The organism is Stenotrophomonas sp. Y6 (genome assembly GCF_022436665.1).
In the GTDB taxonomy this organism is placed as follows: domain Bacteria; phylum Pseudomonadota; class Gammaproteobacteria; order Xanthomonadales; family Xanthomonadaceae; genus Stenotrophomonas; species Stenotrophomonas acidaminiphila_A.
This window is the reverse complement of the sequence record NZ_JAKUKB010000009.1, coordinates 170,456-196,035: the sequence shown is the minus strand read 5'-3', so window position 1 is coordinate 196,035 and position 25,580 is coordinate 170,456. Positions and strand designations below refer to the sequence as shown.

Here is a 25,580-nt window from a genome sequence, read left to right as displayed (position 1 = left end):
GATGCGCATCGCCGTCGTCGGTTCCGGCATCGCCGGCCTGGCCAGCGCCTGGCTGCTGTCGCAGGCGCACGAGGTGGTGCTGTTCGAGGCCGCCGACTACCTGGGCGGGCACACCCACACCCACGACGTCAGCGTGGGCGGCCGCCCGTACGCGGTGGACACCGGCTTCATCGTCCACAACCCGGACCACTACCCGCTGCTGACCCGGCTGTTCCAGGCGCTGGAGGTGCAGACCCAGCCCACCACCATGAGCTTTTCGGTGCACAACGGGCGCAGCGGGCTGGAGTACAACGCCACCTCGCTGGATGCGCTGTTCTGCCAGCGCCGCAACCTGCTCTCGCCGCGCTTCCTGGGCATGGTGCGCGACCTGTTCCGCTTCTACCGGCAGGCGCCGGCGCTGCTTGAGGGCGACGGCCCGGGCCCCGGGCTGGGCGAGTGGCTGCAGGCCAATGGCTACGGTGCGGCCTTCCGCGACGAACACCTGGTGCCGATGGCCTCGGCGCTGTGGTCTTCGCCGCCGCGGCAGATCCTGCAGTTCCCGGCACGCTACCTGGTCCAGTTCATGGCCAACCACCAGATGCTGCAGGTCAGCGGGCGCCCGCAGTGGCGGGTGGTGCGCGGCGGCTCGGCGCGGTATGTCGACGCGCTGCGCGCGCGCTGGAAGGTGCAGGAGCGGCTGGCGTGCCCGGTGCGGGCCATACACCGTCATGGCGACCGGGTGAGCGTGGACAGCGCCGCCGGCAGTGAGGCGTTCGACCACGTGGTGCTGGCCTGCCACAGCGACCAGGCGCTGGCGCTGCTGGCCGACGCCAGCGACAACGAACAGGCGATCCTCGGCGCGATCGGCTACCAGCCCAACGAAGTGGTGCTGCACACCGACGCGTCGCTGCTGCCGCGCCGGCGCAAGGCATGGGCGGCCTGGAACGCGTTCGTCCCGGGGGATGCCGACGCGCCGTGCACCGTCAGCTACTGCATGAACCTGCTGCAGGGCCTGGATGCCCCCGAGCCGCTGGTGGTCACCCTGAACCGCAGCGAGGCGGTCGACCCGGCGCGGGTACTGCGGCGCCTCGCCTACCAGCACCCGGTGTACACCCCGCAATCGGTCGCCGCGCAGCAGCGCCGCGCCGTCATCCAGGGGCAGAACCGGACCTGGTTCGCCGGCGCCTACTGGGGCTGGGGCTTCCACGAGGACGGCATGCGCAGCGCGGTGGATGTCGCCGCCGGCCTGGGCGTGCGCTGGCCCACCTCATGAAGCCGCTCCTGCACAGCGCGGTCTACGAGGGCGTGGTGCACCATCGCCGCCATCACCCGCGCGCGCACGCCTTCAGCTATCGCCTGGCGCAGCTGTACCTGGACCTGGACGAACTGGACCAGGTGTTCGCCGGGCGCTGGCTGTGGTCGGTGGGCCGCCGCAACCTGGCCGCGTTCCACCGCGACGACTTCCTCGGTCCGGCCACGCGGCCACTCAAGGAGGCGGTCAAGGACCGGGTGCAGGCGGCCACCGGGCAGCGCCCGGAAGGGCCGGTACGGCTGCTCACCCACCTGCGCTACGGCGGGCTGAGCTTCAACCCGGTCAGCTTCTACTACTGCTTCCAGGCCGACGGCCTGACCCTGCACAGCATCGTGGCCGAGATCACCAACACCCCGTGGCGCGAGCGCCATGCCTACGTGCTGCCGCTGGCGCAGGCGCGGCAGTCCGGGCGGCTGGCGGCATGGACGTTCGACAAGACCTTCCACGTGTCCCCGTTCATGGGCATGCAGCGCGGCTACGACTGGCGCTTCAGCCTGCCGGAGTCGCGGCTGCTGGTGCGCATGAACGTGTCCGACGGCGACCGCCGCGAATTCGACGCCCACCTGTCGCTGCGCCGGCTGCCGCTGGACGGGCGCTCGCTCGCGCGGGTGCTGTGGCGTTACCCGCTGATGACCGCGCAGGTGCTTGCCGCGATCTACTGGCAGGCCCTGCGCCTGTGGCTCAGGCGCACCCCCTTCCATCCCCACCCCCGTGTTTCCGGAGACTCCCCTTGAACAGCATCGTGCAGCGCGGCACCGCACCGGGCTTCGGCACCCTCGACCGCTTCCTGCGCCGGCACCTGCTGCGGCGGCTGGCAGGCTTCGCCCACGGCCAACTGCGGATCGAGGACCCGCTGGGCACGCTGCAGGCCGGCCCGGCCGACGCGGGCCCCAAGGTCACCCTGCAGATCCACGACCCGGGCTTCTACCGCGCACTGGCCACCCACGGCAGCGTCGGCGCCGGCCAGGCCTATATGGATGGGCTGTGGCAGTGCAGCGACCTGGTCGCGCTGATCCGCCTGCTGGTGCGCAACCGAGACCTGCTCGACGGCATGGAGACCGGCAGCGCGCGCCTGGGCGGGCTGGCGATGAAAGCGCTGCACGCACTGCGGCGCAATACGCGCGAAGGCAGCCGCCGCAACATCGCCGCCCATTACGACCTGGGCAACGCGTTCTTCGGGCTGTTCCTGTCGCCGGACCTGATGTACTCGTCGGCCTGCTGGCATGGGGCCGACGACACCCTGGAAGCGGCATCCACGCGCAAGCTGGACCTGATCTGCCGCAAGCTCGCGCTCGGGCCCGATGACCACGTGCTGGAGATCGGCACCGGCTGGGGCGGGTTCGCGCTGCACGCGGCGCGCCACTACGGCTGCCGAGTCACCACCACCACCATTTCGCGCGAGCAGCACGACCTGGCCGCCGCGCGCATCGCCGAAGCCGGGCTGGGCGGGCGCATCACCCTGTTGCAGTCGGACTACCGCGACCTGCGCGGGCAATACGACAAGCTGGTCTCGATCGAGATGATCGAAGCGGTCGGCGCCGAGTTCCAGGACAGCTACTTCGGCCAGATCGGACGCCTGCTCAAGCCCGACGGGCTGGCGCTGGTGCAGGCGATCACCATCGAGGACCACCGTTACGCGCAGGCGCTGGAGTCGGTGGATTTCATCAAGCGCCACGTGTTCCCCGGCTGCTTCATCCCCTCGATCAGCGCGATGCTGGCCTCCAAGACCCGCAGCAGCGACCTGGCGCTGATCGCGCTGGAGGACTTCGGCCTGTCCTACGCGCGCACCCTGCAGGCGTGGCGCGAGCGCTTCCTGGCGCAGTTGCCGGCGGTGCGCGCGCAGGGCTTCGACGAACGGTTCATCCGCCTGTGGGAGTTCTACCTGGCCTATTGCGAAGGTGGCTTCCGCGAGCGCTCGATCGGCGTGGCCCACCTGGTCCTGGCCAAACCCGGCTGGCGCCCGGCGGACGCGGAGCCGGCATGAACACGCTGGCGATCCTGCTGGCCTACCAGGCGACCTGGTTCGTGGCGGTGATCGGTGCCGGCCGCGGATCGTGGTGGCCGGGCGTGCTGGCGGCCGCGCTGTTCGCGCTGTGGCGGCTGGCGGTCTCGCCGGCGCGTGCGCTGGAGCTGCGCCTGCTGCTGGCGGCGCTGGGCATCGGCCTGCTGCTCGAATCCGTGTGGGTAGGCAGCGGGCTGCTGGACTACGCCGCCTGGCCGTGGGCCGGTCCGCCGGCGTGGATCCTGGCGCTGTGGTGCGCGTTCGCGCTGGTGGTGGTGCCGCTGCTCGGCTACCTGCACCGGCGCCCGTGGCTGGCCGCCGCGCTCGGCGCCGTCGGCGGGCCGCTGGCGTACCTGGGCGCGGCCAGCGGCTGGGATGCGCTGCGCTTCTCCGAACCCCGCTGGCACGCGCTGCTGGCACTCGGCGCCGGCTGGGCGCTGGCGATGCCGGCGCTGGCCGCATTGGCCGCGCGGGGCCTGCAACGTGACATACCGCGAGGACACACGTCATGAACCTGGGCAGTCAACTGGTGGGCATCGGCGCGTTCGCCGGCGTGCTGATGCTGTGCGGCTGGCACTGGCAGCGCCGCCACGACAATGCCGGCATCGTCGATGTGCTGTGGGCCCTGGGCCTGGCCGGGGCGGCGCCATGGCTGGCGCTGACCGGCAGCGGCGCCCCGGCGGCACGCATGCTGGTCGGCGTGCTCGGCGCGGCCTGGGCCCTGCGCCTGGCCCTGCACCTGTGGCGGCGCGTGCGCAGCGAGGCCGAGGACGGCCGCTACCGTGCGCTGCGCCGGCACTGGGACGGCGACCAGCGCAAATTCCTGGGCTTCTTCCTGTTCCAGGCCCTGCTGGTGGTGCTGTTCTCGCTGCCGCTGGCGGCGGTGGTCGCACACCCGCAACCTTCGCCACTGCAACTGGGTGCCGCGGCGCTGCTGTGGGTGGTATCGGTGCTGGGTGAAGCGCTGGCCGACGCGCAGCTGGCGCGCTTCCGCGCCGATCCGGGCAACCGTGGCCGTACCTGCGACCGCGACCTGTGGCGCTATTCGCGCCACCCCAACTACTTCTTCGAATGGCTGCACTGGTGCGCCTGGGCCATTGCCGCGGTGGGCGCGCCGCACGCGTGGCTGGGCCTGCTCGGACCGGTGCTGATGTACCTGTTCCTGCGTTTCATCAGCGGCATTCCGTTCACCGAACAACAGGCCCTGCGCACGCGGGGCGACGACTACCGCGCGTACCAGCGGCGCACGCCGATGTTCTTCCCCTGGTTTCCCAAATCCTGATCGCATTGCCGAGGACCGCGTCATGACCACCACCGCCCTGGATCGCAACGAGTTGCCGCACGACGTGCCCGCCCCCGGCCTGCTGGGCCTGGCCGAACGCGGCTGGGTACCGGACGCGGTACTGCGCGCCGGCATCCGCCGCCTGTGCACCCAGCGCCTGCACGACGAGCTGGCCGGCGGCGTGGAGGCGCAGTCGCTGCGCCAGCGCGAGCGGTTGGCACAGCTGCGCCACAGCCCGCTGGCGATCGAAACCGAAGCTGCCAACCGCCAACACTACGAACTGCCGCCGGCCTTCTTCGGCCACTGCCTCGGGCCGCGGCTGAAGTATTCATCCTGCTATTACCCGACCGGCAACGAGACCCTGGAGCAGGCCGAGGAGGCGATGCTGGCGCTGTACGGCGAACGCGCCGGGCTGGCCGACGGCCAGGACATCCTGGAACTGGGCTGCGGCTGGGGCTCGCTGACCCTGTGGATGGCCGCGCGCTATCCGAACGCGCGGATCACCGCAGTATCCAACTCCAACGGCCAGCGCGCCTTCATCGAAGAACGCTGCCGCGAACGCGGCCTGCACAACGTGCGCGTGCTCACCCGCGACGTGAACACCCTGGCGCTGCCCGCCGCGGCCTATGACCGCTGCGTCTCGATCGAGATGTTCGAGCACATGCGCAACTACGACAGCCTGCTCGCCCGCATCGGCACCTGGCTGCGCCCGGGTGGCCGGCTGTTCGTGCACATCTTCGTGCACCGCACCCTGCTCTACCCGTTCGAGACCCAGGGTGCCGACAACTGGATGGGCCGGCACTTCTTCACCGGCGGGTTGATGCCGGCCGCCGACACGCTGCTGCACTTCCAGGGCCCGCTGTCGATCACCCAGCAGTGGCTGGTGGACGGCACCCACTACCAGCGCACCGCCAACCACTGGCTGCAGCGCCAGGACGAACAGCGCGATGCGGTGATGGCAATACTGCGCCAGGCCTACGGCGATGCCGCCGGGCTGTGGTTCCAGCGCTGGCGGATGTTCTGGATGGCCTGCGCCGAACTGTTCGGGTACGCCGGCGGGCAACAGTGGATGGTGTCGCACTACCTGTTCGAACGGCGCTGAGCCTGCCGCACGGGTGACGCCACCGGTGCGGGCGTCATCCACGCGCGCACGGCGTGCCCGCGACACCTGCCTCCGTACCCGCGTGCCACGCGAGGATGCGGCGTCTTGCCGCGTGTCACCACGCCGCGCGGTGGCACGCACGGTTGCCCGGCGCGCAGCGTCGGACCGACAGCGCGCATCCGTCTGGCATGGGTCGGCGCCGCGCGCAGGCGCGCGCCCGCGGCGGCCATCGTGCCGGCCGCTGCCACGTTCGCGGAACCCGCCTGCGTGTACGCCGCGTCAACGCCGCAACGTCGTTTTCATCGGTTTTTCCAGGCGGTATCGCGACCGGCATGCATCCAAGCGCGGGCGTGCTGCGTATTGGAAAACGCATGACCCCGTGCGTTTCCCATTCAGCCTGGAGAGCCCCAATGAAGTCTGCTGCCCTTGTCGTTCTCGCCGCCGGTCTGGCTGCATCCGCTACCGCACATGCATCCGGCGTCGAAGCCGGAAAGTGGAGTTTCTCCGCCTTTGGTGGCGTGGACATGCCGACCAGTGGCGATGTCCACGGCGGCGCCGTCGCGCCGGTGCCGGACCTCGGCCCGCTCAACCCCGCGCTGGCCGGCGTCAATGCCGAGCTGCGCATCCAGTCGCGCAGCCATGACCGCATCTACGGCCTGGCCGATACCTATGGCGTGGAAATGGGTTATGGCCTGAGCGACCGCGCCGAAGTGTTCGGCCAGGTGCGCTACAGCCACGCCTCGCCCGGCCGCGTGCAGGTGGGCGGCGCGTTCGTGCCGGCACTGGATACCGAGCTGCCGGTGTACGGCCGCTTCAGCGCCTACAAGAGCTACGGCGCGGAGTTCGGCTACCGCCGCTTCTTCATGGAGCCGGACGCGGTGCGTCCGTTCGTCGCCGCGCGCATCGGCGCGACGCATACCGACGCGATCAAGGCCTCCTTCGACATTCCGGCCGCGGCCATCTCCATTCCGGATGCGCGCTTCACCAAGAAGACCTGGTCGGCCTCCGGTGGCGTCGACGTGGGCGTGATCATCCCGGTGGGCAAGACCTTCAGCGTCACCGCGCAGGCCGGCGTGCGCTACGTGGACAAGCTCAGTGGCGACGACGCCGACATCGGCGGGCTCGGCCTGGGCGGCATCAACAACGATGCCAAGCGCATCTCGGTGCCGATGAGCGTCGCCGCGCGCTGGGATTTCTGAGCGGCACCGTGTTCCGACCGCCGTGGGCGCCCCCCCCCCCCCGGGGGGGGGGCGCCCCCCACGGCACTGATCGACGAAAACCGCAGCCGACACTGCGTTCACCCCTGCCTCCACGCGGAGGCGATACCCATGAGGACATGACCATGCGTACCCAGATCCAGCGTCTTGCCATTGCCGCCGGCCTCGCGCTTGCCAGTGCCGCCGCCTCTTCCGCCTTCGCCGCGGGCAATCCCGCGGTGGGCGGCGCCGCCATGGATGCGAAGAAGACCATCGTCGAGAATGCGTCGGCCGCCACCGACCTCAGCACTCTGGTGACCGCGCTGAAGGCCGCGGGGCTGGTGGACACGCTCGCCGGCAAGGGCCCCTTCACCGTGTTCGCCCCCACCAACCAGGCGTTCGCCAAGCTGCCCAAGGGTACGGTGGAGACGCTGCTCAAGCCGGAGAACAAGGCCACCCTGACCAGCATCCTGACCTATCACGTGGTGCCCGGCACCCACCCCTCCAGCCAGCTGGTCGCGGCCGCGCGCAGCCATGGCGGCCACAGCACGCTGAAGACGGTGCAGGGTGAGGAGCTGACTGTCGAACTGAAGGACGGCAAGGTGTGGGTGGTCGACGCCAAGGGCGGCAAGTCCGCGGTCACCACCGCCGACGTCATGCAGTCCAACGGCGTGGTGCACGTGATCGACAGCGTGCTGATGCCCAAGTAAGGCCATGTGCGGCCGGGCCTGCGGCATCCGCAGGCCCGTGCCGTGGGCGGTGCAGGCTTGGTCCGGCCGCCGCACGGCGTCTGTCGGTTCGGCCTTTCCCCAACGAATGCAGAATGCGCCCAGCCTCAGGCCCGACTCCGGGGGCGCCACCTTTCCTGCTGACAGGTGACAGCGATAAGCAACCGGCCTGCGCATGGCGGACATCACTCCGCGTCAGTTGATCCAGCCCATCAATGAAGGAGCCCGCATGCGCATCGCCCGCCCTCTGGTTGTCACAGGTCTGTTGCCCCTTGCCGCCTGAACTGGAGCCGCAGGCTCCAGCTCGCGTGATGTATCGGCAGCCGAATGCCGCGCGTACTACGTGCACATCTACGCGATCAACCGCGAGGACATCACGGCCATGATGGGCCTGGCGCAGCTGGACAAGGACGCGGCCACCTGCGCGGTACATGGCAGCGTGACTCGACGCAACCTGGACTACGCGATGAAGGCCAGTTCCCTGCAGCAGCTGCAGGAATACGGACTACCCAATGCCTGAGCGGTTCGCGGCTGCCAGGCGTTCCGGTGCCCAGGAACATTGCATGGAGCGCCAGTGCTGGAACAGCAACCCGGCAGGGATGCCACGCACTGAGGCGGTGGGCCATCGCCCATGCAGATCGCTTCCCCGGTACGCGCGGCATGCGCCAGGGCTTCGCGGTGGCCCACCATCCACCGAATTCCGTCTACAAACCGTTGCCGCTAAAGACTAGATGCGTTCTTAAAGACCCAAGTTACCGCCATTGTTACCGTCAGAATTCTTCGATAGGGTAGTATCGAGAGACAGGAGGGCGGGCTAGCGACCTGTCCCAGTTCGATCCGAGAAGGATGCAACCACCTTGGCCAAAGCATCCAACGTCGGTCAGTGTGATCGAAACAGCAATAGGCTGTCGTTCAGTTCAGATCGCAGAACTCGCCTACTACGACCTCCCCTCCCCGAAGGATCGTTGGGCTGAAGTGGCCCCAAAAAGGGAGCCACCCCAACCTGGACTTGATCAGATGCAGATTGCGATCAAGTTGCGCGCGCACTCGTCAAACTTCTCTCTGAAAAGATCAATTTTTTGAAGTTGGTTCTCCGCCCAAGCTTGGCGGTCTCGCAGCGACGCCACCTGCCGATGAGCCCGGAGCTCACCCAAGGGGACGTTGAGCCAGAGGCTGTTCTGGATCAACACGTTCGCATCCTCGAAGTCGCCAATTCGATAGTTGTCGGGAAGGCGATTCGCCACGGGGCGATAATGAGTAATCCTTTCGCCCAACTTCTCCGCAAGGTCGTCCTCAACTGCCTCTACGATCCGATCATGCATTGTCTGATCGGCGCGATTCATTTCCAGCGGCCTAAGTGGAACGCCAGCACCGAGCTCTACGGCGCTGCGCCGCCGCGCTGCAGTGTCAAACCCATTGAACACCCATCCCGCGAATACTGGCTTGCCCAGACCATCGAAAGCAGTGAAATTGTCATTAGCTTGCTTGAACCGTTGCAGACCATTCCTCCAATCGTCCACAAAGTTTGGAACCATCTGACCGATCAAGCCAACGCAGTAGACACTGAAGTTGTCTGACGTGCATGGAACAACGTAATAGTCGGAAGAGTAAAAGGACGCTCTCACTAGAGCGCCAAAAGATGGCGGCAGGTCAACAAGCACGAAATCGTATGCATAGCCAGCCCGCTCTTCAGCCTTATCTATTAGCTTTCGCAGAGCAACATAGCGTGCAAGACCAGTGCCGGCCAACAAATCGCTACCAACGTTAAGGGAATCTGCGTAAACGTTAAGCCAGAAATCGCCAGCAACCAAATCGACTAGCTCGCTTGTGTGCGCCCCCTTGTGCAAGAAGACCTCTTCACCAGGAGTGTTCTGCAGAAATCGCTGAAGAAAAGAGCGGACGGTACGCCCGTATGGCTGGTCGCGAGTAGGCATCTGCTCATGGAAGGACTGCTCGCCTAGCATAGCGATGGAAAGGTTGCACTGCGGATCAAAATCCACAAGAAGAACTCTTTTACCTTGGCAACCAAGGGAATGTGCGAGATTCCACGCGATAGTGGATTTCCCCACCCCGCCTTTGTTGTTAAAGATTGAAATTACTTTTGGCATTGAACTTTCCTTGTTAAGCGAAGACAGGGCACTGCCACTAGCTGCCAAGCTCGCAATGAAAACACGGGGTTGGTGCTGCCAACGGATGGTGTAGCCGAAGCCTCCCGAGAACGGGTAGCGGATCATAGCCGAGGTCAGCCCCCCCTGCGCGCGCACTTGTCTCCCCGCCACACCTGCGCACTTCACAGGGTGCTTTTTCTGCACTACCTGCACACGGGCCAGTAGCAGGCCCAGCAAGGCTTTCGGGAGCACTGTGGGGAGATGGGGACGCCTGCAAATCCCTGCACCAAGAAATTGGCGGGGGCATTGGCTTTTCAGCGTCCCCTGTACTGAGCGCTGCACGATCTGCGGAGCTGCTGATCGGCAGGCAGATATCCCCACTTGGGCATGCGCTTGGCGAGACGGTGTGTACGATTTCTGAATCGCCCCGGGTTTCGTAGACACCTACGAGCCTGATAGTCCCGCCTGCCGTTCGAACTCTACCGGAGAGACGCCCCCGTTGGAGCCGTGCCGGCGTTTGGGGTTGTAAAACATCTCGATGTAGTCGAACACGTCGCTACGCGCCGCATCCCGGGTCGAGTAGATCTTTCGCCTGATCCGCTCCCGCTTGAGCAACTGGAAGAAGCTCTCGACCACGGCGTTGTCGTGGCAATTACCGCGCCGGCTCATGCTGCAGACGATCCCATGAGCCTTCAGGAACGCCTGCCACTCGGCGCCGGTGAACTGACTGCCCTGGTCCGAGTGCAGCATCAGGGCGGACGCCGGTTCTCGACGCCATACCGCTGCCAGTAGCGCCTGTAACACCAAATCGGCGTGCATCTGAGCTTGCATCGCCCAGCCCACGACCTGGCGTGAGTACAGATCCAGCACCACCGCCAGATACAGCCAGCCTTCGTGCGTGCGGATGTAGGTGATGTCAGTGACCCAGTGCGTGTTGGGTGCGGCCACGTCGAACTGCCGATCCAGGTGGTTCGGCGCGACCGTCGATACCCGACCACCACGAGGCCACGGACGACGCCCATAACCCACTTGCGCCTGCAAACCTTCCTTCTTCATCAGCCGCGCCACGCGGTGCTTGCGACATGCCTCGCCCAAGTCGCGCAAGTCGTCGGTGATCTTGCGGTAGCCATAGATCGTGCCGCTCTCCAGCCACGCCTGCTTGATCATGCCCAGAAGACGTTGATCCTCGCGATGGCGATCGCTCTGTGGCTGGCCCTGCCACGCATAAAAGCCGCTGCGCTGCACACCCAGTACTCGACACATGCTTGCTACGCGGAACTCGTCAAGGTGCATCTGCATGAACGCGTACTTCGCCCTTACCCCTTGGCAAAGTACGCGGCGGCCGTTTTTAGGATGTCGCGCTCCTCAGTCACCCGCTTGAGCTCGGCCTGCAGACGACGGTTCTCAGCCGCCAACGAAGCATCAGCCTGCCGCATAGCCGGCACCTTACGCTGCTCCCTGACCCACGCGTACAGCGAGTCGATGCTGACTCCCAGCCGGCTCGAGACCTCTCGCACCGAACTCCCCTGTTCGATCACCTGCTTGGCCGCCTCGGCCTTGAACTCATCCGAGTACCGCTTGCCGCTCATACACACCTCCGTGATTGCCGTGATGTACGACTTGGAGATGTCTACTGAACCCGGGGCGATTCAAGCGGGTGGAGGTTACCGCCAAAGATACCGCCAGAGAAGCCTGGATTCTGCTGGATCACATAGGACGCAATCAGACGCAAAAAAGGCCGAAATTCCTGTTTTTCAGGATATTTCAGCCTTCATAGGACAACATAGGAAGATGAGGTGCCCACCAGCACCCACATTAAGTTCTTATGTTATTGATTTGCATCAAAACATTAAGGTTATGCAAAAAAATGACTCACAATCTGACTCACACTTGGCATTGATGTAGTCGAACACTACAACACCCTATTGGACTCAAGCCTCGCAGTCCAAGGAAGCAACTGGAGCGCGCCTCGGCTGCGGTTAACCTCGACGCGCAGATCATGATTGCCAACAAGCCGCTCATGGGTCGTACTTTCTGGCCTACGCTACCAGAGGTAGAGAGGCGAGGCGGCAAGCAGCTTCTTCAGTCGGGTGTTCTCCGTCTCCAGTTCCTTGGGCCGCTTGGCATCGGGCACACTCATGCCGCCGAACTTGCTGCGTCAAAGTCGGTGCCGTCAATACGATTCATTCTTGAGGTTGTCGTGTTCGCTCCAGCGCGGGTCGGAGCCGTCGCTGCAAAGTTGCAATCCGTCGTACTCGTACTCTTCGTAGTCGGCGTACGTGCTGACTAATTGGCTCGCGCGCTCTGTCCATTCCGCCAGTTCAATGGTCTGGCGCCATTGGTGGGAATCAGTTTCGTCAACCGGCCCATGGACTACCCAGCCATCTGCAGACCGCTGCAGACCTACGATGCAATCGAACTTTGCTGCAAGCCGTCGAGCCTCTTCCGAAGCGTTTTGGAACGTAGGCAGTACGCGCAGTGTCGCCACCGACTTTCACCCCGTTTGCTTTTGCGCCAGTTGACCGTTTAGCTGGCCCAAGGACCGTAGTGCGTCCACCAATCGCGAATGAACCAGATCATCGCCGCCGCGAGCAAGCCGGCGAGTACTGCTGAACCGTTGAAGGCCACCCACTTCAAGAACTTGCCCATCGCACGCACTCTTCGCGTAGGAGCCACGCAATATGGCACAGAACTCCCCCCCCTCCGCAATCGCACCCACTACGGTAACCGGGATGTCGTAGCGCTCACGCAGGGCGATGCTGATGCGTGGCTTACGATCGAAGCTATTGCCAGGCCCCTTCTTGGGCTAGGCGGCGAGTTGAGTTCAGCTACAGGCGGGCCTTTAAGTCACCTGTTTGTGCGGGAGGGGAGTCCTCAGTCCGCTTTTCATCATGCGCCTTCACACCGGCCTCCGGTGAAACGGATTCCTTCAGTGTGATGGCTGACTTCCGCTCCTCTGCGGATCTGAGACGAGCAAGCATCATTACTTCTTCTCGTGCGAGACGTTCGACAAAATTGTCGTAGGCTTCGGCTGGGGCTTGATCTAATAGCCATCGAGTACCCAAGCACATCCGTACACGTCTCTACACGGCCTACCCCTACGACAAGGCCGAACCCTTCAACCAGACTGAGCGTGGGAATGGCGAACTACAACTGAGGGGCGAATGGACGGCGACCATCCCAATTTGGGCACTCCAAGGGCTCCTCCTCGCTGTCCGGAACTACGTTAGCCACAGCGCTATTTTCAGGCTCTAACTGTTCTATTGGTGAAGCCTCCGATTTAGCGGCAGGAGCCGTACCCCCAGAGACTTTGAGTTGATCACGCCCCTTCCTTTTCTGTAGCGTATCCAGCGCTCGTTCAAAATGAGGACGTTCCACTTCGCCGACAGCTTCCTCAGAAATCATACCTGTAAGATCCAGAACCGCCGTCGGCAAAAATCCTGCATCCTCTAAGCGACCGGCAAGCTCCACTCGCTGAGCAGAAATGTCCGCCTTATCCAGATCCATCCACCACTCAGTAATTACCAATGCAGAGGCAAGCTGCGAGCTCAGGTTTAGTTCGAAAATAATAGCAGCGGCAGAGCACTGAGTCAGATTTCTTAAATTAAATCTTTCTGAGAACTTGTATTCGCAAAGAATCAGGCTTGCGGCGGTCCGAATCCAGCGCTTGTTCATGATCTTGCCAGGAGCATTTGCCCTCAGCCAAGACTTGATATTCGATTCGGTAGGCTCAATTTCCTTCTCGCGGTAAACGGCGTACCAAGCCTGGAACACCCAGTTAATTGGTTGCGGCAACTGACGCCCCTCGGCTCCAAGAGGGTACGGCTGGCGCTCCACTCCGGTGCCTCGTTTGATATTTGCCAGCGCGTTGACGTCACTCGCCTCCAGATAAAGATCAGAAAACCCAATCTGGAGTGCATCAGCGTAATCCTCATTTCTCAGAAAGCCGGGATGCCGTGACAATTCCTCTGCGGCCCGCAACCGCTTCCGGTTGATGAGGCGACAATTCTGAAAATCTATATCCACAAGACCAGCACTTGCTGCGCCTGAAAGCGTCTGGGGGTCATCAATCCCTAATCCACCCACGACGAATTCTTCCACATGGCGAGATCCGGTCAGCAAAATCTCATGCACGTCGGCGTCATCAAGTTGCACCAACAGCAGCCGCTCACTGAATCCGACGAAGGGAAGAGAAGGGGGGTCCTTGTCAGTGTTCGAATGCAGCTCAGACGGCATTCGATCGAGGAACAGCCTGCTGGTGATCAGCGGTGCATGGATGGCTCGATCGATCTTGTAATAGACCGGAATCCCCAGGTTCAGCACGAACTCCAGAGGGTGTCCTTCAACTGCTTTAAGGCTGGGCCAGTCCACATCTACATATCTGATGGCAGCGACGCCTGAATTTATTTCAAATGTGGACACGTCTTGACTCATGGCTGCTGGTCGGTCGGATCTTAGCCGAACGCACGGACTCCGCAACATTTCTTCGAGGCGAGTCCGCCACTCGGCGACAGGAAGCAGACTTATAGCGAATCCATGGCGACAGGGTTAGAGCTTGGCTTGCGCAACCTGTCAACGAGACGCGGTGGATACTTGCTGCGCTTGCCACCGAGCATGCGTCGAAGTAGCGCCAAGCTTTCGCTATCCATGCGCGGCCGCCCTTTCTTCTGAACGTCATCGCGACGGATAGGGGATCTCCAGAAATTTCTTACCTTGTCGTTGGACACCTTCAAAACGCAGTCCTGCTTGCTCATGTAGTACAAGGCGGCACGCAGGCCCGCCATTTTCCGCCAATCATCGAGACTCAGCACCCCTAGCCCATCGAATTCATATTTTTCCCTCTCGGAGTTGCAGTTGTAGTAACTGCCGGCACCCTGACCAGTCCGCCTTGCCCACTCCTCCCCCAGCATTTGCGAGAGATACCCACCGCTGTGCTGAAGGTTGCCATCGCAGATCACCATGAGGTGCCAGTGCATGCCCCGAACAATGCCGTTCTCGCGCTTGATGATGAAACCGAGATATGCGGGGAGCAGGCCACGCTTACACTTTGCGCTCCGTAACCACCTGAGGAAATTGTGAATATGCTGATTTGCCTCCCGTGATTGGTAGTAGGGCTTGTAATACAGATCAATCCGTAGCAGGAGTAGCCTGGAGTGCTTGCCGGCAAGCTGGTAAATCAGGTCTCGCGCACTGTTGAAATTTTCTCGCGCCTGCCTGACGTAATCCCTGTTCGCATTGATGAATGACCAATGAGCAAATACACGCCGGACAAATCGGCCAAACCTATTCATCAGCGTCGCAAGCACGTTAGAGCCCGAAATCCTTTTAGCTCCTTGTGTGGCAAGATTGATCCTACCTGCATAGCGCTTCAGCGCCCTAAGCAGTACGGAGACCGACGGGCTGAAAATATGATTGACATACGCCAGTCCCCACTCTTCGCGGTAGTGGCTACAGCAATGGACAATAGCCCTGCCAAGTGCGGTGAACCTATAGGCGCGCGTGCGCCTCGAACCAGGGCCGAGCGATGCTTCCGTTAGCGTCCATGCGCCCGTGTCCTGACCGTTGAAGGATTTCTCCACCTTCCGCAGTGGGCCTTCGATGAACTCCTTGAACACCTGATCGTCCGTTCCTGCAAGCAGCAAGGCCTTCCGATCGGTGGGAATCCGCTGGTCACTGCGCGGGAGATGGACGTACCCATCCCGACTTTCAACAAGCACGAGCTTCTCGGCGCGGTCTTGGCGCGCCGCCTCTGCCCTGACGATAGCGATCACACCCCGCCGCACATCCGAATCCATCTCCGGAGGCGTGCTGCCTGATGTGCTTGTAACGTGAAGTTCAGCGTAGTTATTCATTGACGTGGATTAGGTAGGTGGTTGCCGCAAACACGACCCATGCTGGATGTGCCAAGAACGCGGTGTTTGCCATTCGCTCAATTGTCAGACTCGGTAGTGATCATGCAATTCCCATTGATCTGGATACTTGGAGATATCCAGGCCTCAGGTGCTATAGATCATAGATTCACAGATACAGATTACAGATTACAGATAAAATATATATCCGTAATTGCCGACTCCTGGCGCAGATAAACATGCCCTGCACTAGGCATGTATTTTCCAATATCGCCCCATTTCCAATACATATGCGACTTGTCGAGTTAGCCTCCTTTGCGGGAAATATCGCGGGACGCTACCCATTGAAAGATTTCGCTGGAAATCCATCCAACGGCTCGCCTGCCCAACTGCCGCGAGCTAGGAAATTCGCCTCGACGAATGAGATCGTAAATGGTGGAGCGCCCAAGGCCGGTAATTTCTAGGACCTGCGCGAGCCTGAGAATCGAATTTGCGTGGTGCTGTTCCATGTTATTGCCTACGCCCTGCTGGTGATGGCAGGAAGCCTGACACGCGGGCCCGGGGGCCGCATTCTTTTCCCGGAAAGAAGCGCCGCGTCCCGAAATGTGCCGCTTACCCCGTAGCACGGACATCCGGCAAGTGGCTGCATACGGGGTTAAATCGACTCGTCCGGTAGCGTCCGGTCGGCTGCGGGATCCGGCCCATGACGTGGCGCTACTCCGCGGCTGGACAGATTCCGGGAATTGTTTTGGGGCGGTGGCCTGTGTCCGTATAACGATGCCCCCGTCATCAAGGCCCACGCTCAATGATCATTCCGCTCACCCCGTCCCCCGGCTATTGCCCTGCCGTTCCTCTCGATTCGCTGCCTGAACCCATTCGCGGCGCGGTACTTCAGGTCGCCATGGCCAAGGATGTCCCTGTGTCGATTGCCGTCACCGACGCCATCGCCGCAACTGCAGCCGTTGTCCATTGCGGATATGACTGTATCGCGCCGGATGGCGAGCGCCTGCCGACGACGATCAACACGTGTGCCGTTGCGCCCTCTGCAGATGGCAAGGGGCGCTCGTTGCGATTTTTCTTCAGGCGCTTCCTTGAAGCTCAGAAAACCAAGGACTCCAGCCTGTATGTTGACCCCAAGGGAAAGGTAGGGGGGCCGTGCAGGGTCAGGGTGCCTGCCGTGGAAGCAATGATCAACCGGATCAGTCATGCGCGCTTGATGCAGGAAATTGATGGCTACGGGATGAATTTGACCATCCAGCGCGAAGAGGGAGCCAGCTTCCTGGATACTGATTTGTTCAAATACAACACAGACGCACTGACGCAGCTTTGGAGCGGGGATCCTCCGCTTGACGACTTTGTGATGGGCAAGGAAATCGTGGCGGCGGAAGCACGCGTCAGCCTGGGGTTCAGGATCCAGCCCGATCTGATGTACGAGTACCTTCTAAGGCGAGGCCGCAATGCGGTCAAGTTGGGCTTTTGGCCCCGATCCATTGCGGCCTTGTATGACCCGAATATGTTCCCCCAGAGCCGATCGCCTCTTCCGCTCGATCCGCGCGCAGCGAATGGCAAGGCGTTTCATGCGCGCCTTGATGAACTCGCAGACGAGATCAACAATCGTCGTTTCGATGGTTGTCGCCAGCGAATTGGTGTGGCACTAGACGAAAGCGCCACCGGTTTCATGCTGGAACTGGGTTACTACATGAAACAATGGCGGACGACGTTCTACCGGGAAACTCAAGAAGCGGCGGGCCGTGGGTGGGAAAATACCCTCAGGCTGGCCACCGTCTTTCACATCTTCTGCAACGGCTCAGGCCTTGTCACCTTGGATATGGTTCGCCGCGCCTGGGATGTCGTTGCGTGGTCGCTGTATCAGCATTATCTGATCTTTGTTGCCGGCCCGGCGGCCAGTAAGATCCAGAATGGTACCGGGCGAGGGGTTCCGGTTCAGCAACGGATTCCGAAGATGCCAAAGCCCGCGACGTTGCCGCGCCCACTGCAGGACGCGCATTTCGTGCTCACCTGTCTTGATCGCCTTCGCGCCAGCGCGGCCGCGCCGCAGATGTCCGACCTGTACAACCTATCTGGCTTGTCCGAGCGGCGCTTCAAGGCCGCAGTGAACTGGCTGAAGCTAGAGAGCATTATCAGTACGACCTCTGACGAGTCCGCCACGGTGGTTCGTACTCGTTGACGGCTGAATTCAACTAGGCGAGCGGAATGCTTCCCTATTATTCGGCCAACCATGCGTGCGGAGTGGGATCGCATGCACAACCCGCCGTCGAACCGAAAAAAGCTGCTGGCATCAGCGGGACGGGAGCATGGGCTCCCGTCCCGCTGACATCCCTTCATCCAATCTGCTTGCCGACACTCAGGCCCATTGCCTCCTGATCCCACGCCCCGAATCGACAGCGACGCACCCTGTCGCACCCATCAGGAAGATGGCCCCCATCGGTCGCAGACATGAACTGACCGATGGCCAGTAATCGTCACGCCGAACGACTGCTCGCCCATTGATCCCTCGGCGGGAGAAAGAAGCGGTCATGTTCAAGGTGATCGGTGGTGTCGTCGTCTACGGCTTCGCCCTGCTGGGCTTGACCACGTATCTGGAAAGCCGCTTCAACGAACGCAGGCAGAACACGAGCAGCGAGTGAGGCCCTAGCCAGCCTGCTCAGCGAGCGCCGCCATCCTCGCCAACCAGCTCAAGCAGCGCCTTCCTTGCTGGCGCTGGATAGCTGCGGCAGTTGGAGCAGCGCCTTGACCAGTTCCGGAACGGCGTTGAGTTGCTTCAACAGCAAACCCAAGTCGGCCTGCTGTCGGGCATTGGCTTCGGCGAGCGCAAGGATGGCATCGGCCATCGAGGCGTTTTCAGCCATCAGGTTGGCCACGTGTTCCGGGCCACGGATGACCTGCCCCTCGGCCGGCTCGACGATGGGCCGATACTTCTCCCAGAACGTCTGCTCGTCGATTTCCAGCAATGCCGGTGGGGGCAGGTGGCGCCTGCGACTCATGCCGCCGACTCCTTGGGCATCTGCCCGACCTTCGCTTCGAGCTTGCCCTTCAGATCACTGGGCACAGCCATCGGGCCCGGCGTCACGGTGGCTTCCGGGAAGAACTCCTCGACCACCGCGGGCACGTCCTCCTCCAGATCCTCGAACGCACCGTTGGCAAATCCATGCCTGGCCGCTGCTTCCATGGCCACCAGATCGATCCCGGCCTCGGTTCGGCGCTCGGCGCGCTCGCGTGCTTCGGCAATGGCGGTCTCGAGCGTGAAGCCCGTCCGCAGCACCAGATCCACGTAGTAGATCGGTGCCCGGTAGCTCATCGTGGTGGACTTGCCCCGCAGCTTGAGTTCCAGCGGCAGGCTGGCCAGCTGGCCGCCCGACAGCGCGCTGTAGTAGGCCATCCGGGCCGCCAGCGTGCGGATGGTGTTGAAGGACGTGGTGCGCAGCACGAAGCTGCCCAGCGCGTCCTCCTCGCCATCGCCGATCAGTACGTTGAGTCGCGCATAGGCCTTGCACTCGCCGTTCGAGAACCCGCATTCCTGCGGCCCCGGACATGGCAAGGACTCCACCCCGGATGGCGTCATCCGCCGGCAGCTCTCGCCATTGCCCACGCAGACCGGTCTGCCGGTCGCCCGGTCGAACAGCGAGTAGTCGGCCCGCAGGTTTAGGGCCGGGTCGTTGAACAGCAGCCGCACCGGGATCGCCCGCAGCTTGCCCCCGGCGTCCTTGCGCAGGGCTTCGTCCAGCGGGTGCAGCACCCAGCCTTCGCGGTTCTGCACCTGGCTGGTCAGGGTGAACTGGTCGTCCTTCTCCGGCAGGCGCTTGCCATTGCGCTCAACCACCCGGCCAATCGAGATCCGCCCGACCATGGGCGGGGTAATCGCCAAGCCCTTCAGCATGTCGTTCTCCTTGCATCGTCTTGCGTGTGTTTGGCCAGCAGGAAGCGCCTGGCACCGGGTCGTGTGGTGGTGTAGCGGGAGGCGAGCGCGGGGTGATCTGCTGCCAGCTGCTTGGTATCCAGCACCTGCGAGTCCTTCGCACGCCGATAGGTGATGGCCCCATTGGCGAACAGCGCCTTGGAGGCATCTCCCATCGCCTGCTGCAGGGTCTGCTTCAGGCGTTCGGCTTCCTGCTCGCTTGCTTCCAGCTCGCCCTTGAGCTCGGCCAGGGCATCGAACGTGGCGCACAGCTCCGCGTTCCCGGTGAAGTCCAGGCTGGTGTCGTTGCCAATGAACAGCTGCCGCAGCGCCCTGCCTGCCGAGTCGCTGCCATCGGCCGGCGGCGGGGTGTCGCTGGTGACGTACTCCCAGAACCGGCACTCCAGCAGGATCAGGCGGCCGATCAGATCCTCGTCCCGCTGGATCCGGTGGATCTCCAGCGCCTGGCCGCACAGCAGGACGGCCACGTCCGCTGCCGCATGTCCAGTCACGGCCAGCTGGTGCTGCACCTGCAGCTGGATGTACTCGGGTACGCCGTCCTTCCACAGGCGGGAGCCAAACTCGCCCGCGGTCTTGCACTCCAGAATCTTGACCTCGGGATCCCCGACGATCTCCCGGTCGATGTTCGCCAGCATGAAAGGGAACGTCGGATGCTGGAGTACGGCATTGCAGCGCCGTACCTTGCGGTCGGTCTTCTGCGAATAGGCCACGGCCACATACGGCTCCAGCAGCGTGCCCCAGTAACGCGGATCGTCCATCCCGGGCGGGGCCGCTTCGGTCGGCGTCCTGCCGGTTTTCTCCATCCACAACTCGAGCTGGCTCTTGTACGGGCACAGCCCCACGGCAGCTGCGGCATCCGAGCTGCCGATGCCGCCCTTGCGGACTTCCAGCCATTGCTCGCGGTCCATGGTGCGGGTGTCGACCAGCCGCAGAGCGCTTTGCTTCTTCATCTGTCTTCTCCAAAGAAAACGCCCGACCAAAGGCCGGGCGCTGTGTGTCATCCCAAGAGGTTGGGGGTCAGGCGGAGGGCGGGAGCAACGCATCGCCCACGAGGTCATGCAGCAATCCGGCGGCGGCGTCCGGCCCGCCGCCCTGCAACAGGTGCCTGCCATAGGCCAGGCCGAACGGCTCAGCCACCTCGTAGCACCAGACAAAGTCCCAGCGGTCCTGGACAGCCTCCCAGGCGCGTTGCAAGGCGGGGGCCTGCCCGATGCATGCCTCGATGTAGGCAAGCTCCCCTTCGAACGGGAAGGGCGCTGGCGGGCCTTCGCGCCACTCTGCGAGGGCCCGCTTTGCCCCAATGGCGATGTAGGCGATGTCCAGTGGATCCGGAACAACGTCGGCGAGCTTGCCCGGCCGTGCGGCCGGGCTTGGCTGCAGTGGCGGGCGATCCATTACGCCACCAGCTTCATCGCCTCGTCCCACGCCCGTTGCTTGAGCTGCGCCCCTTGGCCGAACCAGGCCGCATCCCTGCGGTGGTCGTCACTGCGCGCCCGCCGATGGTGATCGACGAACTCGGTGACGCTGTTCAGCAGCCCCCACGCTGTGCCGCGGCTGGAAGGCAGCATTGCGCCACGCCCGCCGCCCTCGTACAGCGCGCGGACGTTGGCCAGCGCCTGCTCGTTGACGATATCGGGACGCCCATCTGGTGCGGCGTAGGTAAGCACCCGGCGCAGCAGCCCTTCGACCGTATCCGGATCGACCGGGCGCTCCACCAGCGCCTTCATGCGCGCCACGAAGCCATCCCAGGACGCCACCGTGATCCCCAGCTGGCGTTTCACCGCATCCGGGTCGAACTCGCTGCGGTGCGGCACCTTCACCGCGCCGTTGTTGTTGCCCAGCGCCACCCGCAGGGTGTTGTTGCAGACCACACGGACCGAGGTGAACTGCGCCGTGGTGGCCAGCGTGCCATCGCAGGCCGTGGCCAGCAGCAGGTAACCATCCACCTTGTCCCGACCCTTGAGCGTCGTGCTCTGACCGGTGCGGGCGAGCGCCCAGAACTTGCGGCCCTCCCGAAGCACACCAGCGGTCTCCAGCTCGAAACCGCTCTGGCTGGTGAGGTCACGGTAGAACTCCAGGATCTCGCCCGGCTGCACCACCTTGAAGCGCTTGCTGACCACCGCCAGCGGCGAACGCGTATCCGAGCGGTACAGCACCTTCTGCTCCGGGAAGGCGTTGATCACGCCCAGGTTGTTGTTGCCGGTGATGTAGCGGACTTCGGACTCTTCGATCTTCCAGTCCATCCCTGCCTGCTGCCGCCACACTTCGATGGGTTGTTGCGGGGCCAGCTTGTTGCCAAGGCCGTGCCAGGGCTTCTCGCCGGTATAGGCCATCGTTTCCACCAGATGCATGTTCCTGCTCCTTGAATCAGCGGCATAAACGCAGAAGGCCCGCCGGTGAGGGCGGGCCTTCTGTGCTGCCAGCAACGTGGCGAGTCAGATCCGAGTGTTGGTCCTGCCGAAGATGGCCGCGAGGATCACGGCCGCAACGGTCAGCACCTGAACAATCGTCTCCTTGGTGTCATCGCACATGCGTTGACCTCCACGGGGCGCTTGAACCGAAGCGCCCAGACGAGAAGCAGAACTGCCTGCTTCAGAGTTGTAATGTAGGTCTGAAAATTTTTTCAGTATTGGACTGGATCGGGTCAAAGAATCGCAGCAGTTGCGATCGAATATCCGCCGTCGACGCAGTCAGATCCACGGTGGCAAAACGAATGCGATGCCCCTGGATCAGCACTGTCTCGTCGACCATCTGGCCGATCGCGGGATGCAACAACAACCCACTCGCGTGATCTGCAAGCGCATCGCCGCACCCAACCTGGGAGCGAAGATAGGCGTAGATCTGGTACACGTATCCGCTGCGCAGGGTTTCGTCACGGTACCAACCGCCCGTCACAATCGAGGTGAACTTGGTATCGATGACGATCCTCTGCCCGGTTGACGGGTGGTCGAGCACGACATCAGTTCGCATCGTCGGCAGGATCTTGTCGATCCCCGCCGTCTTCTGCTCGATCTGCCAGCCCATCGTCCCGCCGCATAGCACCCGCCAGCCCTGCGGACTCAATACGACTTCGTAGAAGCCGCCCACCGCCCGCTCGAACAAACGGCGTACCCACGTCGCTTCTCTGTCCGGCAGAGAGAGCACATTCGCACCCGACGCCTCCGTAGGTAGCACTAGGTCGAACGCCAGCTTTGCGGCTGCCACCATGAATCGGTCGTCCGCATCGTTACGGCCGAAACGATCGGTGCTCATTTGGGCGCGGGTCGGTGCGTCCCCTGATACACCCATTGCCTTCATGCCACCCGCAAGTGCGCGGCACCGATGGGCAACGTCCTTCCTCTGAACGATCCTGGAGATGGACTCCAAGGCTGCTCGTACGAAACGATTGCGTGGGGTGTCGATGGTGAGTTCGTCGAACCGGCACGCCACCAGGCCTCTATCCATCAACTGATGGCGTTCGGTGGTCAAGACGTCGATCCGGCCACGCACGCGATTGATGACTGCGTCACGAGATCGATATCCAAGACTCAAGCGGCGACGCTGTCGCACTTCAACCGAGTGGGCAAGGATCTCCGCAACTAGATCCGGTAGATCGTCCGGGCTGTCTTCCAAGCCGATCTTGCCGATGCCGCGAGTGCGGAACAGGTCAGAGGCGTAGAGCATCAGCAGCCAGAGGTTGCGCACCGGAATGCGTCCGATGAACCCCTCAGCGCTCATGGATGCACTTTCCATCTGTTCTGCGACGGCGGTCATCACCAGCCCTGCGTCAGCCGTGCAATCGCCTTTTGTGCTTCGTCGGGCGCGTCGAACCAATATTCATCCAGCAACGGGCCGATCTCCGTCTCCACGACCTGCTGGAACCACTTCTTCGTGTCTCCCGCCTCCAGTCGATGTGCGGGTGTCACATAGCTGTGACCAATCCGGAATTGCTTGCCAAGGCGTGCATCCGCCGCGATCTGTTCGTTCAGATCGGCAATACGGCGTTCAATATCCGCGACCAAGCCCGGATCGACAGCACACTCCTTGACCACCCACTCCCGCCAAACCTGGCCCAGTCTTGGCTCCAGCCCAACGAAAGCAAAGCGGCGACGCAATGCCAGATCGACCAGTGCAAGTGATCGGTCAGCGATATTCATGGTGCCGACCATATAGAGATTCTCGGGAATATGGACGGGACGTCGTTTGCCGTCTGCATCTGGATAGCAGAGTTCCAGCGCTTCGTTGGGTGTCCGCTTGCCGGCCTCAAGCAGCGTCAGCAACTCGCCGAAGATCTGCGCTGGGTTTCCACGGTTGATCTCCTCGATCACCACGACAAACTTCGACGAAGGGTCCTTTGATGCGGCCTTAATGGCTTCCATGAAGACGCCGTCCGCCAGCGACAACTTGCCTTCGCCAGTGGGGCGCCATCCTCGAACAAAGTCCTCGTAGGACAGGTTGGGGTGGAACTGCACTGCGCGGACCTTGCTGTCGTCCTTCTGCCCCATCAGCGCGAACGCGAGCCGTTTGGCTAGCCAGGACTTGCCCGTGCCCGGAGGCCCCTGAAGGATGAGGTTCTTTTTTGTGCGGAGACGATCGAGCAAGCGGTCAATCTCGGCCCGCTCCAGGAAACAGCCGTCCTTGAGGAGGTCCGCCACCGAGTAGGGAACGATTGGCGCTGCCACCTGAAAGGCTTCGCGAACCTCACCTTCAGTTTCCTGTTCTGCTCCGGCATTGGTACCGATATCGCCAGCCGGCACAGGCTCGTCAACCGGGTCTTTGTACATCCAGGACGCAAGCGACAAGTCCGGGAAACTGTGGACCGGATAGCCGTCTTCGCCGAAGCGCGAACGCAAATCGTCCAGCAGCTTCAGATAGGCCCGACCATCACATGGGCCTTGCTGACCACTGATGGCGACATTCAGGCCGAGCCGCTTGTTGATGTAGTGGCGCGACTGGCTATCCAAGGTCAGGAATTCCCACGGATGCGCCCAGTAGAGACCTGTCGAAAGGTTCCATGCGACACCCCACACTTGGGTTGCCTCGTCATAAGCGCGGATGAAGGCATCGCGCGTGTCCAACTGGTCGCCATCGACCATCTTGCTCGCGGCAACGAATACCTTCCATAGCGCGTCGATGTCGCCCGCACCACGCTTGTCGGCATAGGCGAAAAACCAGGAACGTTGGTTGTTGAGAACGGGAATGCCTTCGAATGAAGGCGGGACCGGCACCGTCACACCCAGCAACTTGGCAAGTTCACCCGCGATGGTCTTGCGGTTGGCATCGGTCATGGATCGGTTAAAGGTGCCCATCGTGGTGAACGGGCAAATGTCCCGCAGCGGACCACTGGTTCCATCGGGAAACTTATCCTGGAGATAGGTCAGCCCCGGCACCCGGGACGCGATCTCGTGGATGCCCTCGATGAGCGGAGTTCGATCGTCTGCGTGGGCCAGCAGCTTTTCGGCCACTGCCTCGTAGAAGTCCGTCCACTCGAAGCGCTGCCTTTCTGGCGAAGTCGTGCCGTAACGCTCACGCCAAAAGGGCTCGTTGCGAAAGCGATCCACATCCTGCGGCTTGCCGTCAAACGCAAATGCAATCAGCGCATCGTTCATCCATTCGCCGGGCAGCACGCGCCAGATCGTTGCTCGGTGAGTGTAGAAGTACCACTCCCGTACCGGCTCGACCTTGGCCCAGTCCACCTTCACCCGCTTGCCGTCGTTCAGGTTTTCGATGATGGTGCCGACCGCCTTGATGCCCATAACCGAAACCGCCCGGCCTCGGCTATCGAATGGCAGACCGTGCTTTCGCGTGTAAGACGACTTGATGGCGATCCGCTCTCCCGGGCGCATGGAACGCACCACATCGAGGAGCTTGTCGTCGTAGCCGTTCTCCCAAATTCCTTCTGCAAGAAATCGCGGCATCTGATCATCAGTACCGCCATAGCTCGCCCCGACGAACCAGTTTGCTTGTGCGCCTGTGCTGTCTGTTTTTGTATTCATGTCTGTCCTCAGAGGGTGGCGCACAAAGCGACGAACTGACAACTTGACCCTTCCGATCGGATATCGATTTTTAGATTGTTAGGGATCGGCAAGGAGCAATCCCAAGTAGA

General features: G+C 62.7%; 23 protein-coding genes and 1 pseudogene. 10 read left to right on the top strand and 14 right to left on the bottom strand.

Annotation, left to right across the window (positions count from 1 at the left end):
* Position 1 precedes the first annotated feature (1 nt).
* The 9 genes from MKP15_RS12415 to MKP15_RS12375 all read left to right on the top strand — a co-directional run bounded on the left by MKP15_RS12415 (position 2) and on the right by MKP15_RS12375 (position 8,121).
* Entirely contained in the window at positions 2-1,252 is a 1,251-nt protein-coding gene (locus tag MKP15_RS12415) for an FAD-dependent oxidoreductase (RefSeq protein ID WP_240212900.1), read from the top strand.
* Positions 1,249-2,025: a DUF1365 domain-containing protein gene (locus tag MKP15_RS12410; RefSeq protein WP_161614229.1), complete on the top strand. Its 777-nt coding sequence runs from the start codon at positions 1,249-1,251 to the stop codon at positions 2,023-2,025. The genes MKP15_RS12415 and MKP15_RS12410 overlap by 4 nt, the downstream gene beginning before the upstream one ends.
* Positions 2,022-3,275, top strand: a complete 1,254-nt coding sequence (locus tag MKP15_RS12405) for a cyclopropane-fatty-acyl-phospholipid synthase family protein (RefSeq protein WP_240212899.1) — start codon at positions 2,022-2,024, stop codon at positions 3,273-3,275. The genes MKP15_RS12410 and MKP15_RS12405 overlap by 4 nt, the downstream gene beginning before the upstream one ends.
* A complete protein-coding gene (locus MKP15_RS12400; protein WP_104937867.1) occupies positions 3,272-3,805 on the top strand; it encodes a DUF2878 domain-containing protein in 534 nt (177 codons plus the stop codon). The genes MKP15_RS12405 and MKP15_RS12400 overlap by 4 nt, the downstream gene beginning before the upstream one ends.
* On the top strand, positions 3,802-4,575 hold the full coding sequence (locus MKP15_RS12395) for a DUF1295 domain-containing protein (protein ID WP_240212898.1): 774 nt from the start codon (positions 3,802-3,804) through the stop codon (positions 4,573-4,575). The genes MKP15_RS12400 and MKP15_RS12395 overlap by 4 nt, the downstream gene beginning before the upstream one ends.
* Positions 4,576-4,597: 22 nt before the next feature.
* On the top strand, positions 4,598-5,677 hold the full coding sequence (locus MKP15_RS12390; RefSeq protein WP_104937865.1) for a cyclopropane-fatty-acyl-phospholipid synthase family protein: 1,080 nt from the start codon (positions 4,598-4,600) through the stop codon (positions 5,675-5,677).
* A gap of 524 nt (positions 5,678-6,201) precedes the next feature.
* Positions 6,202-6,876: a hypothetical protein gene (locus tag MKP15_RS12385; protein WP_240212897.1), complete on the top strand. Its 675-nt coding sequence runs from the start codon at positions 6,202-6,204 to the stop codon at positions 6,874-6,876.
* A gap of 143 nt (positions 6,877-7,019) precedes the next feature.
* On the top strand, positions 7,020-7,583 hold the full coding sequence (locus MKP15_RS12380; protein WP_104940080.1) for a fasciclin domain-containing protein: 564 nt from the start codon (positions 7,020-7,022) through the stop codon (positions 7,581-7,583).
* A 361-nt stretch (positions 7,584-7,944) separates the two neighbouring features.
* Entirely contained in the window at positions 7,945-8,121 is a 177-nt protein-coding gene (locus tag MKP15_RS12375) for a hypothetical protein (protein WP_240212896.1), read from the top strand.
* Positions 8,122-8,614: 493 nt separating this feature from the next.
* Here the strand turns inward: MKP15_RS12375 and MKP15_RS12370 are convergent, their stop codons facing one another.
* The 7 genes and pseudogenes from MKP15_RS12370 to MKP15_RS12345 all read right to left on the bottom strand — a co-directional run bounded on the left by MKP15_RS12370 (position 8,615) and on the right by MKP15_RS12345 (position 16,067).
* Positions 8,615-9,835: an AAA family ATPase gene (locus tag MKP15_RS12370; protein WP_240212895.1), complete on the bottom strand. Its 1,221-nt coding sequence runs from the start codon at positions 9,833-9,835 to the stop codon at positions 8,615-8,617.
* Positions 9,836-10,153: 318 nt separating this feature from the next.
* Positions 10,154-11,298, bottom strand: a protein-coding gene (locus MKP15_RS12365; protein WP_240212894.1) for an IS3 family transposase whose coding sequence is annotated in 2 segments (ribosomal slippage) — positions 10,154-11,055 and positions 11,055-11,298 — 1,146 coding nt in all. Because the reading frame shifts where the segments join, the coding sequence is not laid out codon by codon here.
* Between the two features lie 479 nt (positions 11,299-11,777).
* A pseudogene (locus MKP15_RS17030) lies at positions 11,778-11,873 on the bottom strand (transposase); the annotation flags it as partial.
* 9 nt (positions 11,874-11,882) lie between these two features.
* Positions 11,883-12,197 (bottom strand): hypothetical protein, encoded by a 315-nt coding sequence (locus tag MKP15_RS12360; protein WP_240212893.1) that lies wholly within the window; start codon positions 12,195-12,197, stop codon positions 11,883-11,885.
* A 659-nt stretch (positions 12,198-12,856) separates the two neighbouring features.
* Positions 12,857-14,143 carry a hypothetical protein gene (locus tag MKP15_RS12355; RefSeq protein WP_240212892.1) on the bottom strand — a complete coding sequence of 429 codons (1,287 nt, stop codon included), beginning with the start codon at positions 14,141-14,143 and terminating at the stop codon, positions 12,857-12,859.
* A gap of 89 nt (positions 14,144-14,232) precedes the next feature.
* A complete protein-coding gene (locus MKP15_RS12350; RefSeq protein ID WP_240212891.1) occupies positions 14,233-15,561 on the bottom strand; it encodes an inovirus-type Gp2 protein in 1,329 nt (442 codons plus the stop codon).
* 302 nt (positions 15,562-15,863) lie between these two features.
* Complete coding sequence (locus tag MKP15_RS12345) at positions 15,864-16,067, bottom strand: AlpA family transcriptional regulator (RefSeq protein WP_240212890.1); 204 nt, start codon at positions 16,065-16,067, stop codon at positions 15,864-15,866.
* A gap of 296 nt (positions 16,068-16,363) precedes the next feature.
* Here MKP15_RS12345 and MKP15_RS12340 point away from each other — a divergent pair, with 296 nt between their 5' ends.
* On the top strand, positions 16,364-17,746 hold the full coding sequence (locus MKP15_RS12340) for a DUF3987 domain-containing protein (RefSeq protein WP_240212889.1): 1,383 nt from the start codon (positions 16,364-16,366) through the stop codon (positions 17,744-17,746).
* Positions 17,747-18,254: 508 nt separating this feature from the next.
* On the opposite strand, the gene MKP15_RS12335 is transcribed toward MKP15_RS12340, so the two are convergent.
* The 7 genes from MKP15_RS12335 to MKP15_RS12305 form a co-directional block, all read right to left on the bottom strand.
* Positions 18,255-18,563, bottom strand: coding sequence for a hypothetical protein (locus tag MKP15_RS12335; RefSeq protein ID WP_240212888.1), 309 nt, complete (start codon positions 18,561-18,563; stop codon positions 18,255-18,257).
* Complete coding sequence (locus MKP15_RS12330) at positions 18,560-19,456, bottom strand: hydrolase or metal-binding protein (RefSeq protein WP_240212887.1); 897 nt, start codon at positions 19,454-19,456, stop codon at positions 18,560-18,562. Before MKP15_RS12330 ends, MKP15_RS12335 begins: the two co-directional genes overlap by 4 nt.
* Positions 19,450-20,445, bottom strand: coding sequence for a lambda-exonuclease family protein (locus MKP15_RS12325; protein WP_240212886.1), 996 nt, complete (start codon positions 20,443-20,445; stop codon positions 19,450-19,452). The genes MKP15_RS12330 and MKP15_RS12325 overlap by 7 nt, the downstream gene beginning before the upstream one ends.
* A gap of 67 nt (positions 20,446-20,512) precedes the next feature.
* Positions 20,513-20,890, bottom strand: a complete 378-nt coding sequence (locus tag MKP15_RS12320) for a hypothetical protein (protein ID WP_240212885.1) — start codon at positions 20,888-20,890, stop codon at positions 20,513-20,515.
* On the bottom strand, positions 20,890-21,846 hold the full coding sequence (locus MKP15_RS12315; RefSeq protein ID WP_240212884.1) for a DUF932 domain-containing protein: 957 nt from the start codon (positions 21,844-21,846) through the stop codon (positions 20,890-20,892). The genes MKP15_RS12320 and MKP15_RS12315 overlap by 1 nt, the downstream gene beginning before the upstream one ends.
* Before the next feature lie 241 nt (positions 21,847-22,087).
* Positions 22,088-23,248: a 5-methylcytosine-specific restriction endonuclease system specificity protein McrC gene (mcrC, locus tag MKP15_RS12310; RefSeq protein WP_240212883.1), complete on the bottom strand. Its 1,161-nt coding sequence runs from the start codon at positions 23,246-23,248 to the stop codon at positions 22,088-22,090.
* Positions 23,248-25,470, bottom strand: a complete 2,223-nt coding sequence (locus MKP15_RS12305) for an AAA family ATPase (RefSeq protein WP_240212882.1) — start codon at positions 25,468-25,470, stop codon at positions 23,248-23,250. Before MKP15_RS12305 ends, mcrC begins: the two co-directional genes overlap by 1 nt.
* Positions 25,471-25,580: the final 110 nt, after the last annotated feature.

Coding starts and splice junctions, on each gene's coding strand:
- MKP15_RS12400 (WP_104937867.1), top strand. CDS start 3,272: ATGAACACGCTGGCGATCCTGCTGGCCTACCAGGCGACCTGGTTCGTG.
- MKP15_RS12395 (WP_240212898.1), top strand. CDS start 3,802: ATGAACCTGGGCAGTCAACTGGTGGGCATCGGCGCGTTCGCCGGCGTG.
- MKP15_RS12350 (WP_240212891.1), bottom strand. CDS start 15,561: ATGAATAACTACGCTGAACTTCACGTTACAAGCACATCAGGCAGCACG.
- MKP15_RS12340 (WP_240212889.1), top strand. CDS start 16,364: ATGATCATTCCGCTCACCCCGTCCCCCGGCTATTGCCCTGCCGTTCCT.
- MKP15_RS12315 (WP_240212884.1), bottom strand. CDS start 21,846: ATGCATCTGGTGGAAACGATGGCCTATACCGGCGAGAAGCCCTGGCAC.
- MKP15_RS12330 (WP_240212887.1), bottom strand. CDS start 19,456: ATGCTGAAGGGCTTGGCGATTACCCCGCCCATGGTCGGGCGGATCTCG.
- MKP15_RS12415 (WP_240212900.1), top strand. CDS start 2: ATGCGCATCGCCGTCGTCGGTTCCGGCATCGCCGGCCTGGCCAGCGCC.
- MKP15_RS12410 (WP_161614229.1), top strand. CDS start 1,249: ATGAAGCCGCTCCTGCACAGCGCGGTCTACGAGGGCGTGGTGCACCAT.
- MKP15_RS12370 (WP_240212895.1), bottom strand. CDS start 9,835: ATGATCCGCTACCCGTTCTCGGGAGGCTTCGGCTACACCATCCGTTGG.
- MKP15_RS12355 (WP_240212892.1), bottom strand. CDS start 14,143: ATGAGTCAAGACGTGTCCACATTTGAAATAAATTCAGGCGTCGCTGCC.
- MKP15_RS12390 (WP_104937865.1), top strand. CDS start 4,598: ATGACCACCACCGCCCTGGATCGCAACGAGTTGCCGCACGACGTGCCC.
- MKP15_RS12335 (WP_240212888.1), bottom strand. CDS start 18,563: ATGAGTCGCAGGCGCCACCTGCCCCCACCGGCATTGCTGGAAATCGAC.
- MKP15_RS12305 (WP_240212882.1), bottom strand. CDS start 25,470: ATGAATACAAAAACAGACAGCACAGGCGCACAAGCAAACTGGTTCGTC.
- mcrC (WP_240212883.1), bottom strand. CDS start 23,248: ATGACCGCCGTCGCAGAACAGATGGAAAGTGCATCCATGAGCGCTGAG.
- MKP15_RS12320 (WP_240212885.1), bottom strand. CDS start 20,890: ATGGATCGCCCGCCACTGCAGCCAAGCCCGGCCGCACGGCCGGGCAAG.
- MKP15_RS12380 (WP_104940080.1), top strand. CDS start 7,020: ATGCGTACCCAGATCCAGCGTCTTGCCATTGCCGCCGGCCTCGCGCTT.
- MKP15_RS12345 (WP_240212890.1), bottom strand. CDS start 16,067: ATGGAACAGCACCACGCAAATTCGATTCTCAGGCTCGCGCAGGTCCTA.
- MKP15_RS12325 (WP_240212886.1), bottom strand. CDS start 20,445: ATGAAGAAGCAAAGCGCTCTGCGGCTGGTCGACACCCGCACCATGGAC.
- MKP15_RS12385 (WP_240212897.1), top strand. CDS start 6,202: ATGCCGACCAGTGGCGATGTCCACGGCGGCGCCGTCGCGCCGGTGCCG.